This is a genomic window from Spirillospora sp. NPDC048819, assembly GCF_040650055.1.
Taxonomy (GTDB): Bacteria; Actinomycetota; Actinomycetes; order Streptosporangiales; family Streptosporangiaceae; genus Spirillospora.
Window position 1 is genome coordinate 355,305 of sequence record NZ_JBEZGN010000003.1, and the last position, 17,207, is coordinate 372,511.

General features: G+C 73.3%; 16 protein-coding genes. 11 read left to right on the forward strand and 5 right to left on the reverse strand.

Features of this window, described 5'->3' with window-relative positions:
- Nucleotides 1-65: 65 nt before the first annotated feature.
- From AB0C35_RS07590 to AB0C35_RS07605, 4 genes are read left to right on the forward strand one after another with little or no spacing between them, the layout of a single operon-like run.
- The gene (locus AB0C35_RS07590) at nt 66-839 is read left to right on the forward strand and encodes an ABC transporter ATP-binding protein (RefSeq protein WP_358451842.1); all 774 of its coding nucleotides are present in this window, start codon (nt 66-68) and stop codon (nt 837-839) included.
- Nucleotides 839-3,268: an FtsX-like permease family protein gene (locus tag AB0C35_RS07595; protein ID WP_358451714.1), complete on the forward strand. Its 2,430-nt coding sequence runs from the start codon at nt 839-841 to the stop codon at nt 3,266-3,268. Before AB0C35_RS07590 ends, AB0C35_RS07595 begins: the two co-directional genes overlap by 1 nt.
- A gap of 52 nt (nt 3,269-3,320) precedes the next feature.
- On the forward strand, nt 3,321-3,761 hold the full coding sequence (locus AB0C35_RS07600) for a helix-turn-helix transcriptional regulator (protein WP_358451716.1): 441 nt from the start codon (nt 3,321-3,323) through the stop codon (nt 3,759-3,761).
- Between the two features lie 30 nt (nt 3,762-3,791).
- A complete protein-coding gene (locus tag AB0C35_RS07605; protein ID WP_358451718.1) occupies nt 3,792-4,211 on the forward strand; it encodes a VOC family protein in 420 nt (139 codons plus the stop codon).
- 1 nt (nt 4,212) lies between these two features.
- Here the strand turns inward: AB0C35_RS07605 and AB0C35_RS07610 are convergent, their stop codons facing one another.
- The 5 genes from AB0C35_RS07610 to AB0C35_RS07630 all read right to left on the reverse strand — a co-directional run bounded on the left by AB0C35_RS07610 (nt 4,213) and on the right by AB0C35_RS07630 (nt 9,279).
- Nucleotides 4,213-5,679, reverse strand: a complete 1,467-nt coding sequence (locus AB0C35_RS07610; RefSeq protein WP_358451720.1) for an amino acid permease — start codon at nt 5,677-5,679, stop codon at nt 4,213-4,215.
- 23 nt (nt 5,680-5,702) lie between these two features.
- Entirely contained in the window at nt 5,703-6,665 is a 963-nt protein-coding gene (locus AB0C35_RS07615) for a polysaccharide deacetylase (RefSeq protein ID WP_358451721.1), read from the reverse strand.
- Nucleotides 6,662-7,588 carry an agmatinase gene (gene speB, locus AB0C35_RS07620; RefSeq protein ID WP_358451723.1) on the reverse strand — a complete coding sequence of 309 codons (927 nt, stop codon included), beginning with the start codon at nt 7,586-7,588 and terminating at the stop codon, nt 6,662-6,664. Before speB ends, AB0C35_RS07615 begins: the two co-directional genes overlap by 4 nt.
- A gap of 248 nt (nt 7,589-7,836) precedes the next feature.
- Nucleotides 7,837-8,583 (reverse strand): SDR family oxidoreductase, encoded by a 747-nt coding sequence (locus AB0C35_RS07625; protein WP_358451725.1) that lies wholly within the window; start codon nt 8,581-8,583, stop codon nt 7,837-7,839.
- A complete protein-coding gene (locus AB0C35_RS07630) occupies nt 8,584-9,279 on the reverse strand; it encodes an SDR family oxidoreductase (protein WP_358451727.1) in 696 nt (231 codons plus the stop codon). It abuts the gene before it with no gap.
- 186 nt (nt 9,280-9,465) lie between these two features.
- Here AB0C35_RS07630 and AB0C35_RS07635 point away from each other — a divergent pair, with 186 nt between their 5' ends.
- From AB0C35_RS07635 to AB0C35_RS07665, 7 genes are all read left to right on the forward strand, one after another.
- The gene (locus AB0C35_RS07635) at nt 9,466-10,506 is read left to right on the forward strand and encodes a PucR family transcriptional regulator (RefSeq protein ID WP_358451729.1); all 1,041 of its coding nucleotides are present in this window, start codon (nt 9,466-9,468) and stop codon (nt 10,504-10,506) included.
- 426 nt (nt 10,507-10,932) lie between these two features.
- The gene (locus AB0C35_RS07640) at nt 10,933-11,742 is read left to right on the forward strand and encodes an SAM-dependent methyltransferase (RefSeq protein ID WP_358451731.1); all 810 of its coding nucleotides are present in this window, start codon (nt 10,933-10,935) and stop codon (nt 11,740-11,742) included.
- A 99-nt stretch (nt 11,743-11,841) separates the two neighbouring features.
- Nucleotides 11,842-12,726, forward strand: coding sequence for a helix-turn-helix transcriptional regulator (locus AB0C35_RS07645; RefSeq protein WP_358451733.1), 885 nt, complete (start codon nt 11,842-11,844; stop codon nt 12,724-12,726).
- Nucleotides 12,727-12,993: 267 nt separating this feature from the next.
- Nucleotides 12,994-13,869: a squalene synthase HpnC gene (gene hpnC / locus AB0C35_RS07650; RefSeq protein WP_358451735.1), complete on the forward strand. Its 876-nt coding sequence runs from the start codon at nt 12,994-12,996 to the stop codon at nt 13,867-13,869.
- Between the two features lie 4 nt (nt 13,870-13,873).
- A complete protein-coding gene (hpnD, locus tag AB0C35_RS07655; RefSeq protein ID WP_358451737.1) occupies nt 13,874-14,755 on the forward strand; it encodes a presqualene diphosphate synthase HpnD in 882 nt (293 codons plus the stop codon).
- The gene (gene hpnE / locus AB0C35_RS07660) at nt 14,752-16,179 is read left to right on the forward strand and encodes a hydroxysqualene dehydroxylase HpnE (RefSeq protein ID WP_358451739.1); all 1,428 of its coding nucleotides are present in this window, start codon (nt 14,752-14,754) and stop codon (nt 16,177-16,179) included. Before hpnD ends, hpnE begins: the two co-directional genes overlap by 4 nt.
- Nucleotides 16,176-17,186: a polyprenyl synthetase family protein gene (locus AB0C35_RS07665; RefSeq protein WP_358451741.1), complete on the forward strand. Its 1,011-nt coding sequence runs from the start codon at nt 16,176-16,178 to the stop codon at nt 17,184-17,186. The genes hpnE and AB0C35_RS07665 overlap by 4 nt, the downstream gene beginning before the upstream one ends.
- The last annotated feature ends 21 nt before the right edge of the window (nt 17,187-17,207 follow it).

The following is a 17,207-nucleotide window of genomic DNA, read 5'->3' on the forward strand; positions in this document are numbered from 1 at the left end:
GCTGATCACCTCTCTGGTTCGTGAACCTCCAGGTCAGAAGACTTGAAGCCATGAACACCTCGGGCATGAACACCACGGGCGTGAACACGAGCGGGAGCGGCACCGGAGTGCGCGACGCCGTGCGCATGGAGAAGGTCAGCAAGGTCTACGGGCGCGGCAGGGGAGCCGTCGCGGCGCTCCGGGAGGTGACGACGGCCGTCCCGCGGGGGCGTTTCACGGCGGTCATGGGGCCGTCCGGATCGGGGAAGAGCACATTCCTGCACTGCGCCGCCGGTCTCGACACGCCGACGTCCGGCACCGTGCACCTCGGTGAGACGGAGCTGTCCGGGATGTACGAGACGAAACTGACCGAGCTGCGCAGGGCGCGCGTCGGTTTCGTGTTCCAGGCGTTCAACCTGGTGTCGTCGCTGACGGTGGAGCAGAACATCACGCTGCCGCTGCGGCTGTCGCGAACCCGCCTCGACAAGGCGTGGCTGAACGAGGTGGTCGCCCGGGTCGGCCTGGCCGACCGGACCGGTCACCGTCCGGCGCAGCTGTCCGGCGGGCAGCAGCAGCGGGTCGCGATCGCCCGCGCGCTGGTGACGCGTCCGGAAGTGGTGTTCGGGGACGAGCCGACGGGCGCGCTCGACACGATGACGGCCCGCGACGTCCTCACGCTGCTGCGGGAGACCGTGGACGGCATGGGCCAGACGGTCGTGATGGTCACGCACGACCCGGTCGCCGCCTCGTACGCCGACACGGTGCTGTTCCTCGCCGACGGGCGGATCGTCGACTGGATGGACGCGCCGTCCAGCGACAAGGTCGCGGCCCGCATGACGCGGCTGGGGGCGTGGAAGTGATGCTCTGGCTCGTTCTCAGCACGCTGCGGCACCGCAAGGCCGGGTTCGCGGGGGCGTTCGTCGCGCTTCTGTGCGCGGCCGCCCTCGTCTGCGCATGCGGGATCCTCCTCGACACGGGTCTGCGCGGCTCCATCGCGCCCGAACGGTATGCGGGCTCCCCGGTCGTCGTCACCGGCGACCAGTTCGTCCACAAGACGATCGTGAAGAAGGAGGGCAAGAAGAAGCACAAGGCGAAGGCGATCGCCGAGCGCGCGTGGCTGCCGGCCTCCGTCGCGGGCAAGGTCAGGGGCGCGAACGGCGTCCGCGACGTGATCACCGAAGTGACGTTCCCCGCCGAGATCGGCGACTCCGCGGACGATGACCGCGAGTCGTGGGGACACGGGTGGGAGTCCGCCGCGCTCACCCCGTTCACCCTCCGGGAAGGGCGCGCCCCCACGGCGGACGACGAAATCGTCATCGACGCCGCGACCGCCCGCACCAAGGGCCTCCGGCCAGGCTCGACCGTAAAGGTCGCGTCCGCCGTCCCCGGCGGCTACCGCGTCGTCGGCGTCACCGAGCAGTCGCTTAAGCACCAGACCGCCGTCTTCTTCTCCACCGCCCAGGCCGAACGCCTGTCCGGACGGAGCGGCATGGTCACCGCCATCGGCGCGCACGGCCCGGTGAAGGCGATCGAGGACGCCGTGCGCGGCACCAAGGCGACCGTCCACACCGGGAAGGACCGAGGCAAGGCCGAGTTCCTCGGCGCGGAGAAGTCCCGCATCAAGCTGATCAGCATGGGCGGAGCCCTCGGCGGGACGGCCCTGCTGGTCGCGATCCTCGTCGTGTCCGGGACGTTCGCGCTGTCGGTGCAGCAGCGGGAGCGGGAGATCGCGCTGCTGCGGGCCGTCGCCGCCACACCACGCCAGGTCCGCAGGATGATCGGGCGGGAGGCGCTGCTGGTCGGGTTCGTCGCGGGCCCGCTCGGCGCGGCCGCCGGGCTGCCGCTGGCCTTCTGGCTGCGGGACCGGTTCCGCGGCCTCGGGGCGCTGCCGCCCAACCTGGACCTGGTCGTCAGCCCGTTCCCGCCGTTCGCCGCGACGCTCGCCGCCGTCGCCGCCGCGTTCGCCGCCGCCCGGATCACGGCGCGGCGGACGGCCCGGATCCGTCCGGTCGAGGCACTCGGCGACACGGCGCCGGGCCGGAGCGGGCTCGGAGTCGTGCGGATCCTGGCGGGTCTCGTGGTCACCGCGGGCGCGATCGTCCTGACGATCGTGCTGTCGGGGCTGAACACCGAGGCGGCGTCCAGCCCGGTCACGATGCTGACGGCGATCGTCTGGACGGTCGCGGTCGCCGTGCTCGGCCCGGCCATCTGCCGCGCCGCGGCCGCCGCCCTGTCGGTGCCGCTGCGGTTCTTCCCGGTCGGCGGGCATCTCGCCGCCGCGAACCTCGGCACCGGCGCGCGGCGGCTCGCGTCCGTCGTCACACCGCTCACGCTCATGATGGGGCTGACCGCGACCATCCTGTTCGTGCAGACGACCATGGGCCATGCCGCGACGAATCAGGCGAGCGAAGGCACCATCGCCGAGCACGTCGTGGGCCCCAAGGTTCCGCACGGCACGGCCGAGGAGATCCGCCGGGCGCCCGGGGTTACCGCCGCCACCGAGGTTCTGCGGAGCACCGTCCGCGTGGATCTGGAGAACTACGGCGTCCAGGGCGTCACGCCCGGCGGACTCGACCGCACCATGGACCTGGACGTCCGCGAGGGCTCGCTCCAGGGACTGGACTCCTCCACCATCGCCGTGAGCAGCACCGCCTCCGCCCGGCTCGACGTCCGGCCGGGCGACCGGCTGAGCCTCGCCCTCGGCGACGGCACCCCGATCGAACCCAAGGTGATCGCCGTCTACGAGCGCGGCCTCGGCTTCGGAGACCTCACCGTCACCCGCGACCTGCTCGCCGCCCACGTGGACGACCCGCGCGGCACCCTGCTGATCGCCGGCACGCCTCCCGACGGCCTGCCCACGACGGACGCCGGCACCCTCGCCGAGAACCGGGCGACCACGAACGCCGAGGTCAACTATGTCGCCATGGGGCTGATCCTCGCGTTCACCGCGATCGCCGTCGTCAACACCCTCGCGATGTCGACCTCCGGCCGCGCCCGCGAGCTCGCGCTGCTGCGCCTCGTCGGGACGACCCGCCGCCAGGTCATGCGGATGCTCGGCTGGGAGACGCTGGCCATCGCGGGAATCGCCGCCGCCCTCGGCAGCGCGATCGCCCTGGTCACGCTCACCGCGTTCAGCAGCGGAATGACCGGCGGCGCACCGCACGTCCCGCCGCTCGGCCACCTGGGCGTCCTCGCCCTGGGCGGCGTCCTCGCCGCGGCCGCGACGGCCCTGCCCGCCCGCCTGGCCATGGCCGCCCGCCCCGCGGACACCATCAACACCCGCGAATAGCCCCCGCTCACGCCCCCGGCCTGTGTCGCAGGCCGGGGGCATACTTGTGCCCATGACGTCCGTCCCGCCCGCACGTCACCTGCTGCGCGCCAGGGACCTGGCCGACGCGCGGTACTTCGAGCCGCTGACGGTGGCCGACCTGGCGAGTGCGGCGGGGCTGTCGCGCGCCCATTTCAGCGAGCAGTTCCGGCGCGCGTTCGGCGAGTCGCCGCACGCCTACCTGCTGACCCGGCGGCTGGAACGCGCCGCCGCCCTCCTGCGCATGACCGACAGGTCCGTCGCCGACATCTGCGTCGGCGTCGGGCTGCAGAGCATCGGCTCCTTCACCACCAGCTTCACCCGCATGTTCGGCATGTCGCCCACGGCCTACCGCGCCTCGTTCCCTCCCGCCGCCGCGCACGCGCGGATACCCGCCTGTGTGCTGCGCGCACACGGCCGTCCGAAACACCGGACGTTTCGAGAAGACGGCCGGACGCCCCCGCGAATAGCGTGATGGCTCCACCGACTCGCCGGGGAGGAACCGATGATCACGTTTGCCAGCGCGCAGCTCTGGGTGCACGACCAGGACGAGGCGCTCGCGTTCTACACCGAGAAGCTCGGCATGGAGGTCCGCTCCGACGCGACCCTGCCGGAGATGGGGTTCCGCTGGCTGACGGTCGGCCCGGTCAGGCAGCCCGACCTGTCCATCGTGCTGATGGCCGTCCCCGAGGAGCCCGTCATGGACGGCGCGACCGCCGAGCAGTTGCGCGACCTCATGGGCAAGGGCTTCGCCGGAACGATCTTCCTCACCACCGACGACTGCCACGCGTCCTACAAGGAGCTGTCGGCGCGCGGCGTCGAGTTCGTCGAGAAGCCCGAAGAGCAGCCCTACGGCATCGACGCCGCGTTCCGCGACCCGTCCGGGAATCACATCCGGCTGACGCAGGCGTACGCGCTGGCCTGAGTCAGACGGTCTCCTTCGCGGCCGCCGACTCGCCGTAGGCGGGCCCGATGCGGTGGCGTGCCCAGCCGAGGTAGAGCGCGGCCCCGGCCAGGCCCACCACGCTGAGCGTCAGGACCATGCTCCACTCGATGTACCAGGCGTCGCCGGTCTCGCGCGGCCAGCAGATGTTGATCGTCTGGGCGGCCAGCCACAGCGCCGCCACGTACGTCACCGGGGCGCTGAACCGGCCGAGGTTGAACGGTCCCGGCCGCCACCCGCCGCGCAGATGCAGCAGCGCGGCGCCCCACACCGGCAGCCCGAACGCGACGTAGAAGCCGACGGTCGTGAAGTTGACCAGCACCGAGTACAGCGTCGAGCCCGAGAGCAGGACGAAGACGGCGGCGCCGACGGCGGTCAGCAGGATCGCGAAGACCGGGAGGCGCTCGGCCCCCGTCAGCCGGCCGAGGACGCCGGAGCCGGGCAGCGCCCGGTCCCGCGCCGACGCCCAGATCACCCGGGACACCGCGGCCTGGACGGCGAGGAAGCTCGCCAGGAACCCGATCACGAACATCACCAGCAGCGGCCGCCCGATCGATGAGCCGAAGTGGAACACGAGCGTGTCGCTCACCGGGTCGGCGACGCCGCCCGACATGGCCCTGGACATGTCGGGGATCGCCAGGATCAGCCCGGCGGCCGAGTACATCACGACGATCCCGACCGCGAGCAGCGAGAAGATCAGCGCCTTGGGCACCGCCCGCTCGGGGTCCTCGACCTCCTCGGCGATCGAGCCCGCCGACTCGAACCCGACGAACGACCAGCCCACGAACGCGGCGGCGGCCAGCATCGGGCCGGCGAGCCACGCGCCGCCCCCACCCGCCCCGGCGCCCTCGAACAGGACGCCGAACGACTGCTCCCGGTAGAACAGCAGCAGGACGGTGCCGAGCCCGACGGACGCCAGCACCTCGCAGATCAGGCTCGCCACGACGAGGATCTTCAGCGTCCGGCGGCCGACGATGTTGGCGAGGCTGCCGGCCACCAGGATCGCCAGCGCCGTGCCCATCGTCGCGGCCTTGCCCGGCGCGTCCACGCCGATCGCCTGGAGCAGGAAGCCCGCCGCGCCGTACGACAGCGTGGACAGCGCGATCGTGAGCCCCCACATGTACGCCCAGGCGGCGAACCAGCCGGAGCCGGGACCGCGCACGTGCCGGGCCCACTGGTAGACGCTGCCCTCGTACGGCCAGCGGGACGCCAGCTCGCCGAACACGCAGGCGACGAGCAGCTGCCCCCCGAGGACGATCGGGAACGCCCACCAGAACGCGGGACCGGCCGCGAGCAGGCCCAGCGTGAAGATGGCGTAGAGGGCGACGATGGGGGACACGTCGGCGAACGCCAGCGCGGTCGCCGAACGCAGGTTGAAGCCCTTGCGGAGTGTCTGAGGATGTTCGGAGGGGGCCGGTACCTCGCCGGTTCCGGTGCTGGAGGGGGTCATCGCGTGCCTTTGCTGTCGGTGTCCTAGGGGTCGGACGGGGCCTGCGGCGGGAGGCGATGCGGGTCGGGGAGGCCGCCGGGGAGCGGGATCGCGCGCGGGGCCAGGCCCAGCGAGCGGACGTGCCGGGCGATCTCGCCGAGCGGCGCCAGCCACACGTCCGGGTAGGACGCGACGTGCTCGATCAGCCCTTCCAGCGCGGCGGCACGTCCGGGACGCCCCGACAGGAAGGGATGCGCGGTCAGGACGAAGCAGCCGTGCTCCCGGCGCAGCGCCTCGAACTCGGCGCGCCACATCTCCGCGGCCTTGAACGGGTTCTCGATCAGGCCCGTCCCGGAGATGCCGGGCAGGTAGCAGTACTGCTCCCAGTCGTCCAGGCCCCAGTGGACGGGGATCTCGACGATGGACGTGCCCGTGCCGGTGTCGAGCTCGTACGGGACGTCGGCGTCCATCAGGCTCGTGTCATACAGGAACCCGCGCTCGGCCAGCAGGCGCGGCGACGCGTGGGTCAGCTCCCACATCGGCGCCCGGTACCCGTCCGGGCGGATCCCGGCGACCTCCTCCAGGGCGGCGAGGCCGCGGTCGAGGATGTCCGCCTCCGTCCGCTCGTCGACCGCGCCCTCCGGCCCCGCCAGCGGTTCGTGCAGGTAGCCGTGGTGGGCGATCTCGTGACCGCCGTCGACGATCGCGCGGACGGCGTCCGGGTGGCGGTGCGCGGTGTAGCCGGGGACGAAGAACGTCGACCGGACCCCGTGCCGGGCGAGGATCCGCAGCAGCCGCGGCAGCCCGGTCAGCGGCCCGTACGCCTGGTGGCTGAGCACGCTCAGCCGCGCGGCGGCCTCCGGGTGGACGCCCAGGACGGCCGATTCGGCGTCCACGTCGAAGGTGAACGACGCCGCCGACGTCGCCGCCCCCGGCCAGCGGACCGGGTCCGCGGGCCGCATCGCACCGGGCGCCGTCTCACGGGCCGCCGTCTCACGGGCCGTCATCCCGCGGGACCCTTCGCCAGCAGGCCCAGCACCTCGTAGATCACCGTGGCGGCGGCGATGGAGGTGATCTCGGCGTGGTCGTAGGCGGGCGCGACCTCCACCACGTCGGCGCCGACGATGTTCAGCCCGGCGAGCCCGCGCAGGATGCCGAGCAGCTCCCGGCTGGTCATGCCGCCGCTGTCGGGCGTCCCGGTACCGGGCGCGTACGCGGGGTCGAGGACGTCGACGTCGACCGACAGGTAGACCGGCGCGTCCTGGACCCGGGCCCGCACCCGCTCCGCGACGCCCCGCGCACCGAGGTCGTCGAGTTCGGCGCAGTGGACGATGGTGAACCCGAAACGCGCGTCGTCCACCAGGTCCTGCGGGTCGTAGAGGGGGCCGCGGATGCCGACGTGCGCGCTCGCGTCCCGCATCAGCAGCCCCTCCTCGGCGGCGCGGCGGAACGGGGTGCCGTGCGTGTACGGCTCACCGAAGTAGGTGTCCCAGGTGTCCAGGTGCGCGTCGAAGTGGACGAGGGCGAGCGGGCCGTGCAGCGCGTGCGCGGCCCGCAGTGCCGGGAGCGCGATCGTGTGGTCGCCGCCGATCGTGATCGCCCGCCCGCCGTCCCCGGTCAGCTCCCGCAGCCCCGCCTCGATCTGCCGGATCGCCGCGCCGATGTCGAACGGGTTGCAGGCGATGTCACTGGCGTCCACCACCTGCTGGGACGCGAACGGCAGCACGTCCAGCGCCGGGTGGTAGGGCTTGAGGAGCCGCGACCCCTGCCGCACCGCCGCCGGCCCGAACCGCGCCCCCGGGCGGTACGAGACGCCGCTGTCGAACGGGACGCCGACGACGGCGACGTCGTAGCCGGGGACGTCGGCGCGGCGGGGGAGTCGGGCGAACGTCGCAGGCCCCGCGAACCGCGGAACCTCCAGCGCGTTCACCTGCCCGACCGGTTCCTGTCCAACCGGTTCCTGTCCAACCGGTTCCTGTCCAACCGGTTCCTGTCCAACCGGTTCCTGTCCAACCGGTTCCTGTCCAACCGGTCCCTGCCCGGCCGGTCCCTGCCCGGCCGGTTCCTGTCCGGCCGGTTCCTGTCCGGTCGGTGCTCGGGTGGAGGGCGATGGGGCGGGGGGCTCTTGGGTGGCTGGGGCCTCGGCGGCCGGGTCCATTGGGTTCCTTTCCGGGAGGTTCATGCGCGGGCCCTCGTGGTACCGCCGTTGACGTGCAGGATCTGCCCGATGAGCGTCGGCAGCCGCGGGTCGGCGAGGAACGCGACCGACTCGGCGACCTCCTCGGGGGTGGCGATGCGGCCGAGCGGCACCCGGGCGGCGTACCGGGCGCGGATCTCGTCGACGCTCACCCCGGCGGCCTTCGCGTCCACCTCCAGCTGGGCGGTGTCGATCACGCTCGGCGCGATGGCGTTCACCGCGATGCCGAGCGGGCCCAGCTCGCGGCCCAGCGACTTGGTCAGCGCGATCATCCCGGCCTTCGACGCGGAGTAGGCGGTCGCGTCCGGCCATCCGATCAGCCCCCATTCGGAGGAGATCAGCACCATCCGGCCGCCGCCGCGCTCGACCATCCCGGGCAGGACGGCCTGCGCGCACGCGAACGTCCCGCCGAGGTTGACGTCGATGATCCGCCACCAGTCGTCCAGGTCGTGCTCGGCGAACGGCGCCATCGTCATGTAGGCGGCCCCGGCGACGAGGATCCCGACCTGCTCGCCCGCCTGCCGCTCGACGCCGGCGACCATCGCCTCGACGGCCTCGGGGTCGGACACGTCCGCCGGCGCCGTCACGCCGCCCACCTCGGCGGCGAGGCCGGTGACGTCCCGGTCGGGGTGGTCGTTGAGGGCGACGAGGTGCCCGGCGGCGGCGAGGCGCCGCGCGACCGCCGTGCCGAGGCCGCCGCCGGCCCCGGTGACCAGTGCGACCGCCATCTAGATCACCGCCCCGGCGTTGGGGGACAGGATCTCGCCGGCGCAGAACGTCCCGTCCTCGACCAGGTAGGCGGCGGCGAGCGCGATCTCCTCGGCGGCCGTCAGCCGCCCCGCCGGGAGGGTCTGCAGGTAGGCGGGCCTGCGCCAGGGCGAGTCGGACGGCAGCAGCGGCGTGTCGGTCGGGCCGGGCGCCACCGCGTTCACCCGCACGCCGGACGGCGCCAGCTCCGCCGCAAGCGACCGGACGAACCCGATCACCGCGCCCTTGGCCGCCGCGTAGTGGGCCTCGGCGTCGCCGCCGCCGATGGCCAGTTCCGACGTCACTGCGACGACGCTGCCCCGGCCGCGCTTCATCATTCCCGGCGTCACGGCCTTGCAGACGTTGACCACCCCGCCCAGGTGCACCCGGAGCATCCGCCGCCACTCGGACCAGGCGATGTCGGACACCGGGACGATCGCGTAGTGCCCGGCCGCGCACAGCGCCGCCTCGATCGGCCCCAGCTCGCGCTCGATCCGCCGGACCGCGGCGGTCACCTGCGCCGCGTCCGACACGTCCACGCTCACCCAGTGATGGGCGTCGTCGGCGGGGCTCAGGTCCAGGCCGGCCGTCGTCCAGCCGCGGCCGGACAGCTCGCGCACCATCGCGGCGCCGATGCCGCTCGCCGCTCCGGTGACGAGTGCGACTCGCTCCCGCATCTGACCTCCGAACAGGTGGGCGACAGGTGGGCAAGACATCAGGCAAACCCGCCATAACCCCAGGTGACAAGTGTCATGGTGATTTCTTGGCCAAATGCACCGCGCCAGGCCCGGGCTGTCGTGCCCTTCTCCAAAACACGGTCATGATCAGACGCCACCGCCGGGCGGGGGTGAGAGGCTGAGGCTGTGACCAGCGATCCCGCGGTGCTGCGCCTCACCGTCCGGCAGCTCCTTGAGGTGCCGCGCTTCCAGCTGCGCCTGGTCGCCGGGGAGGACGGGCTGGACCGCCCGATCCGCTGGGCCCACTCCACTGAGCTGCTCGACCCGGGCCCCTATCTGCGCGGCCACGAGATCGTCCTGACGGTCGGCGCGTCACTGCGGGACGACGAGGCGTGCGTCGCGTTCGCCGGCTCCGCCAAGGCCAGCCGCGCCAGCGCGATCGGCTACGGCGTCGGCGACGTCACGGCCGCCGCGCCGGAGGCGCTGCGCCAGGCCTGCGACAGGCTCTCCCTGCCGCTCGTGGAGGTCCCGCCGGAGGTTCCGTTCCTGAGCTTCACCGAGTGGTTCGCCGAACGGCTCGCGTCCACCCACGACGAGCGGCACGAGCGCGAGGAGACCGGGCGGCTGCTGCGCATGGTCCGGGAGGGGCTCGCGTCCGCGGAGGTGCTCCGTCCCCGGATCGACGAGGCCGGGCTCGACCCCGAGTCACTCCTCGCGATCGCGATGGACGTCTTCGACGAGGATCTGCCGGGTCTCCTCGGCGTGGACGGCGACACCGCCATCCTGATCAGCAACGACGACCACGCGTGGACCGAACCGGCGGGCGTCGGCAGCCCCGGCCCGCTGGAGTACCTGCCGGTGTCGCTGACCGAGTGCCTGGCCGCGCTGGACGCCGCGCGCCGCACGGGGGGCATCGTCCACGCCTCCGATCTGGCCACCTTCCAGGCGCTCCTCGGCCGCCTCACCCAGGACCAGCTGGCCCCGTTCGTCGACCAGATCGCCCGCCCGCTGAGCGAGTACGACGCCGCGCACGGAACCCGTCTCACCGAGACGCTCCGCACGTTCCTCGACATGGGAGGCGCGGTCGGCGCCACGTCCCGCGCACTATTCCTGCATCCGAACACGCTGCGCCACCGGCTCGCCCGGATCGAGTCGCTCACGGGCCGCAATCCGCTTCAGTTCGACGACCGGGTGGCGTTGGCGGTAGCGGTCTGGGTGGTGCGCTGAGCCGAATACCCGGCCCTACTCGGCCGGGTGTTGCGAAATAGCGGTAAATGTCGGAATTGTTCCGCTGGAAAGGTGGTGACCGGCGAGGGCGGCGAGGTGTGAATCCCGTGGGCTTCGGTGACGGCACCGTGGCGTGCCCGTAAGTGATCGTTGCAGCGTCCACGGCCCGGCGGGCCGGTGCCGGACGTCCGTGATCGCCACCGGAATCCCCGTGGTCACCGCCGTCACGCCAACCTCGGAGTCATGCCCACTCTGCGTATTCAATAATGTCCTCAATGGGAATGCGGACAGGCCCGAATTCCGCGTTTCTGGCCTCCTCCGGAGGGACGGGTCTAGGTTGGCCCGTGACCCACGTGTAAGAGACGTGTGTAAGTGCCCCCGCGTGCAAGGGACAGAGCCGTACCGGTGAAAGGAGCGTCAGACCCGATGACGGATGCCCCCCACGGCCCGGAACAGGCGCCGGAGACGAAGATCAATACTGACGTTCCGCAGTCGGCCCGGATCTGGAACTACTGGCTCGGCGGCACCGACAACTACGAGATCGACCGGATCGCCGGCGACCAGTACTACTCGCTGTATCCGGGCATCGTGCCGATCGCCCGCGCCGGCCGCTACTTCATGGACCGCGCGATCCGGTACCTCGCCGCCGAGCGCGGCATCCGCCAGTTCATGGACTGCGGGACCGGCCTGCCCACCCTCGACAACACCCACGAGATGGCCCAGCGCGCCGCCCCCGACGCGAAGGTCGTCTACGTCGACAACGACCCCCTCGTCCTCGCGCACGCCCGCGCCCTGCTGACCGGCAGCGGCGAAGGCCGCACCGCCTACATCGACTGCGACCTGCACGACCCCAAGACGATCATGAGCAAGGCGTCGGAGCTGCTCGACCTGTCCCAGCCCGTCGGGCTGATGCTGATCGGCGTCATGGGGCACATCGTCGACCCCGACGAGGCGCTCGGCGTCGTCCGCGGGCTGATGGAGCCGCTCGCGTCCGGCAGCTACCTCATCCTGCACGACTCCAACGACACCAACGAGGCGTTCAACGCGGCGCAGCGCGCCTACGACGAGACCGGCGCCATCCCGTTCCGGCTGCGCAGCCCCGAGTTCATCCGCGGCTACTTCGACGGCCTGGAGATCGAGGAGCCGGGGCTCGTGACCAGCGGGGCGTGGCGCCCGGAGGTCGGAGTCGAGGTCGAGGAGCTCCCGACCCTCTGCGCGGTGGCCCGCAAACCCTGACGCAGAGCCACCACGTCGCTCACCGTCCCCTGTCCGGCGCAATGCGTGAAGGTATAGTGGGGCGTTCGCCCACGCCTGTCCCCCCGATGAGGAGTCCCCTTGGCCTCCGTTGCGATCACCGGTAGAAGACAGTCCACAGACGCCCAGGGGGACCCGCTCGTCCCGCGGATGCTGCTGGCGCGGCGGCTCCGCGCGCTGCGGGAGGCCGCCGGGATCAGCCGGAGGGACGCGGCGCGGGAGATCAGGGGATCCGGCTCCAAGATCGGGCGGATGGAGCTGGGCCGCTCCGGGTACCGGGCCGCCGACGTCGCCGCCCTCCTCACCCTCTACGGCGCGGACGACGACGAGCGCGCGACGCTGCTGGCCCTCGCCGAGCGGACCACCGCCCGGCCGTGGTGGTCCGCCGACGGCGACATCGTCCCGGCGTGGGTGCGGCCCTACCTGAGCGCCGAGCAGGCGGCCAAGCTGGTCCGCACGTTCGAGGCCCAGTTCGTCCCCGGCCTGCTGCAGACCGAGGACTACGCCCGCGCGCTGATCCGCCGCGTCAACCCCGAGCCGGAGGTCGAGCGGCGCGTCGAGTTCCGGATGGTGCGCCAGCGCGTCCTGCGCCGCCGCCCGCGTCCCCTCAACCTGTGGGTCGTGCTGGACGAGGCGGCGCTGTGGCGTCCGATCGGCGACCCGGCGACGATGCGGGCGCAGATCCGGCACATCGTCGAGCTGTGCCGGCGGCCGAACGTCACCGTCCAGATCGCGCCGTTCGGGATCTGCGGGCGCGTCGCCGGGGACGGGCCGCTCACCCTCGTCCGGTTCCCGCAGCAGGGCCTGCCCGACATGGTGTACCTGGAGCGGGCCAACAGCGCCGTGTACCCGGTCCGGCGGGCGGAGATCGAGCGGCACTGGCACGTCTTCAACACCCTGGTGACCGAGGCGGCCCCGCCCGAGCACACGCCGCGGATTCTCGCCGGAATCTTCGGCACGTACTGACTCCCCGCACTCACTCCCGCACGTACTGACCTCCGCACATGCCGGTTTCCGCGTGTGCGGGCCGTTTTCGCTGCCCGCTGGGCGATCACATATGCGCGACTGACCACTTCCGGCCTAATTCCGTAAATAACGGATATTCGGGAGGGGTGGCGCGGCGGTTCGGGGACGTAGGCCACAGGGGGCTCCCACGGCGCCCATGTTTACCGGTCGATCACCCGGTTACCGGGCATCGTTGACGCCCCACGCCGCCGCCCTCGAAGGAACGCCATGTCCGTCAGCGAGCGTCTGTGGAACGAGACCCGCCTGTGGAACGAGACCGAGGAACGCCGGTCCCGGGACGAACTCCAGGCCCGGGAGAACTTCCCGGTCGCCTCGCGGCTGCTCCCGGCGCGGCACCGCGTCCACCTGCTGAACGTGTACGGCTATGCCCGGCTCGTCGACGACATCGGCGACGAGGCGCCCCCCGGCGAGCGGGCGGCCCTGCTCGACCTCGTCGAACGCGACCTCGACCGGATCTACGCGGGCGCGGTGCCGGAGCTGCCGGCGATGCGCAGCCTGGCCCGGACGGTCACCGCCCGCGCGATCCCGGCCGAGCCGTTCCGCCGCCTGCTGCGCGCCAACCGCGAGGACCAGGTCGTCTCCCGGTACGCCACGTTCGACGACCTGCTCGCGTACTGTGCGCTGTCCGCCGATCCGGTCGGGCACATCGTCCTGCACGTCTTCGGCGCCGCCACCCCGGAGCGGCTCGCCCTGTCCGACCGGGTGTGCACCGCGCTCCAGATCATCGAGCACTGCCAGGACGCCGGTGAGGACTACCGGAACGGGCGGATCTACCTGCCGGGCGACGACCTGCGCCGGTTCGGATGCGAGGAGAGCGACCTGGGAGCCGCCGTCACCCCGACCCGGCTGCGGGGCGTGCTCGCCCTCCAGGCGGGACGGGCGGGACGGCTGCTGGAGGAGGGCTCGGCGCTCACCGGGCGGCTCCGGGGATTCGCGCGGGTCGCCGTCGCCGGATACGTGGCGGGCGGCCTCGCCGCGCTGTCGGCGCTCGAACGCGGAGCCTACGACGTCCTGGGGGCCTCGCCACGGCCGAGGAAGGCGCGGCTGCTGGCCGAGTGGTCGCGGACACTGGGAAGGAGATGACGCGATGGCCGACGACATGGCCGGACCCGCGCCGGCCGGCGCCTACCGGTACTGCGAGCACGTCGTCCGCACGCAGGCGCGCAACTTCTCGTACGGGATCCGCCTGCTCCCCGCGCCGAAGCGGCGGGCGCTGAGCGCCGTCTACGCCTTCGCCCGCCGGATCGACGACATCGGCGACGACCACCGCGCGCCCGCCGCGGAAAGGCTCGCGCGGCTCGCGGCCGAGCGGGCGCACCTCGCCGACCCCGGCGCCCATCCGTCCGATCCGGTGCTGGTGGCGCTGGCGGACGCGGCACGCCGCCACCCGATCCCGCTGGAGGCGTTCGGGGAGCTGATCGACGGCTGCGAGGCCGACGTCCGCGGCGGCGTCCACGACACCTTCGACGACCTGCTCTGGTACTGCCGGTGCGTCGCCGGGACCGTCGGCCGCCTGTCGCTCGGCGTGTTCGGGACCTCCGACCCCGGGACGGCCGTGCCGCGCGCCGACGCGCTCGGCGTGGCGCTGCAGCTGACGAACATCCTGCGGGACGTCCGGGAGGACGGGGAGAACGGCCGCGTCTACCTCCCCGCCAAGGACCTCGCCCGCTTCGGGTGCACGCTGCACCGGGACGAGGCGGGCCGCCTGACCGACCCGCCGGAACGGCTGGTGGCCCTGGTCCGGTTCGAGGCGTCCCGGGCGGAGGAGTGGTACGCCACCGGGCTCAGGCTGCTCCCCATGCTCGACCGCCGCAGCGCCGCCTGCACCGGGGCGATGGCGGACATCTACCGGCGCCTGCTGAGACGCATCACGGCCGACCCCCTCGCCGCGCTGGACACGCGCACGTCCCTGCCGGGGTGGGAGAAGGCCGCCGTGTCCGCGAAGGCGCTGGCGGGGAGCCACCGATGAGCGCCGGCGGTCCCGGGGGCCATGTCGCCGTCGTCGGCGGCGGCCTCGCGGGGATCAGCGCGGCGCTGGCCCTCCAGGAGGCGGGCCTGCGGACGACGATCTACGAGGCGCGTCCCCGGCTCGGCGGCGCCGCGCACTCCTTCGAACGCGAGTCGGGCGGGCGGCGCCTCACCGTCGACAACGGGCAGCACATCTTCCTGAAGTGCTGCTCGGCGTACCGGGGGCTGCTGGAGCGGCTGGACGCGCTGGACCGGGTCCGCGTCCAGGACCGCTTCGACGTCCGCGTCCTGACCCCCGGCGGGCCGGGCGGACGGCTCCGCCGCGCCAAGGCGCCCGGCCCGCTGCACTTCCTGCCCGCGCTCGCGGGCTACGCGCTGCTGTCCCCGGCCGACCGGCTGCGCGCCGTCCGCGCGTCGCTGGCGCTCGACCGCCTCGACCCGGACGACCCGTCCCTCGACGGGCTCGGCATGGGCGGCTGGCTCGCCCGCCACGGGCAGCGGCCCCGGGCGCGGGAGGCGCTCTGGGAGCTGTTCGTCACGGCGGCGCTCAACGCCGGGCTGGACGACGCCGCGCTCGGCCCCGCCGCGATGGTGTGCCAGACGGCGCTGCTCGGCCGGTCCGACGCCGCCGACATCGGCGTCGCGTCCGCCCCGCTCGGCGACCTGCACGGGACGATCGCGGCGCGGAAGATCGAACGCGGCGGCGGCCGGATCCGTCTCGGGGCGAAGGTGTCGGCGATCGAGGCCGGGCCGAAGCTCGTGGTGAACGGCTCGCCGGCCGGCGCGGACGCCGTCGTCGTCGCGGTGCCCCACCGGGCGGCGGCCGCGCTCGTCCCCGCGGAGGCGTGCCCGGACCGGGACGGCTGGGCGGGCCTCGGCTCCAGCCCCATCGTCAACGTCCACGTCGTCTACGACCGGCCGGTCATGCGGGAGCCGTTCGCCGCGGCGGTCGGCTCACCCGTCCAGTGGGTGTTCGACCGGACCGGCGTCAGCGGCCTGGCCGGTGAGAACGGGCCGGCCGGTGAGAGCGGGGCGGCCGGCGGCCAGTACCTCGCGGTCTCGGTCTCGGCCGCCGACCGCTGGATCGACACCCCGGCCGCCGCGCTGCGGGAGGTGTACCTGCCCGCGCTGGAGCGGCTGTTCCCGGCGGCCCGCCGCGCCCGCGTCACCGACTTCTTCGTGACGCGGGAACGGCACGCGACGTTCCGTCAGAGCCCCGGCAGCGGCGCGCTGCGTCCCGCGTCCGCGACCCGGCTGCCGTGGCTGTTCCTCGCCGGCGCGTGGACCGACACGGGCTGGCCCGACACGATGGAGGGAGCCGTGCGCAGTGGTCTCAGCGCCGCCCGCCTCGTCCGCCGGCACCTGAACGACCCGGGCGCGTACGCGAGCACGTCCACGAGCACCGACGAGGTGAACGGCCGATGACGACCGTCCCGACCCCCATCGCCGACGGACGCGCGCTGGTGGACCAGGCGATGCGCGCCTCCGCCGAGCGGCTCGACCCCTGGACCCGCCGCGTCGTCGCCTACCACCTCGGCTGGACCGACGAGGACGGCCGCCCCGCCGCGGCCGGCGGGAAGGCGCTGCGTCCCGCGCTGGCGCTGCTGTCGGCCCGCGCCGCCGGGACGCCCCCCGAGACGGCGCTGCCCGGCGCCGTCGCCGTCGAGTTCGTGCACGCGTTCTCGCTGCTGCACGACGACATCATGGACGGCGACCGCACCCGCCGGCACCGTCCCGCCGCGTGGACGGTGTTCGGTCCGTCCGCCGCCATCCTCGGCGGCGACGCGCTGCTGGCGCTGTCGGAGAACCTGCTGCTGGACGGGCACACGCGCGGCGCGCACTGGGCGGCGCGGGCGCTGACCGCCGCCACGCAGCGGCTCATCACGGGGCAGGCGCTCGACCTCGGGTTCGAGCAGCGCGACGACGTGTCCCTCGACGAGTGCCTGACCATGGCGGCCGACAAGACGGGGGCGCTGCTCGCCTGCGCCTGCTCGATCGGGGCGATGCTCGGCGAGGGACCGGCGCGGCTCGTCACCGCGCTGACCGGTTTCGGGGCCGAGATGGGCCTGGCGTTCCAGCTCGTCGACGACCTGCTCGGCATCTGGGGCAGCCCGGACACGACCGGCAAGCCCGTCCTGTCGGACCTGCGGGCGCGGAAGAAGTCGCTGCCCGTGGTCTTCGCGCTGAACGCCGGAACCGCCGAGTCCGGACGCCTCGCGGAGCTGTACGCGCGGCCGGAGCAGCCGTCCGAGGACGCGCTGAAGGAGATGGCGCACCTGGTCGAGGCGGCGGGCGGACGGGACTGGGCCGCGGCCGAGGCGGACCGCCGCATCGCGTCGGCCGAACGGCACCTCGCCGGCTCGGGGATGGACGACCGCGTCCGCGCCGAGTTCCGCGACATCGCCCTCTTCGTCACCTCCCGGGACCACTGACCTCCACCAACGCGGACGCGA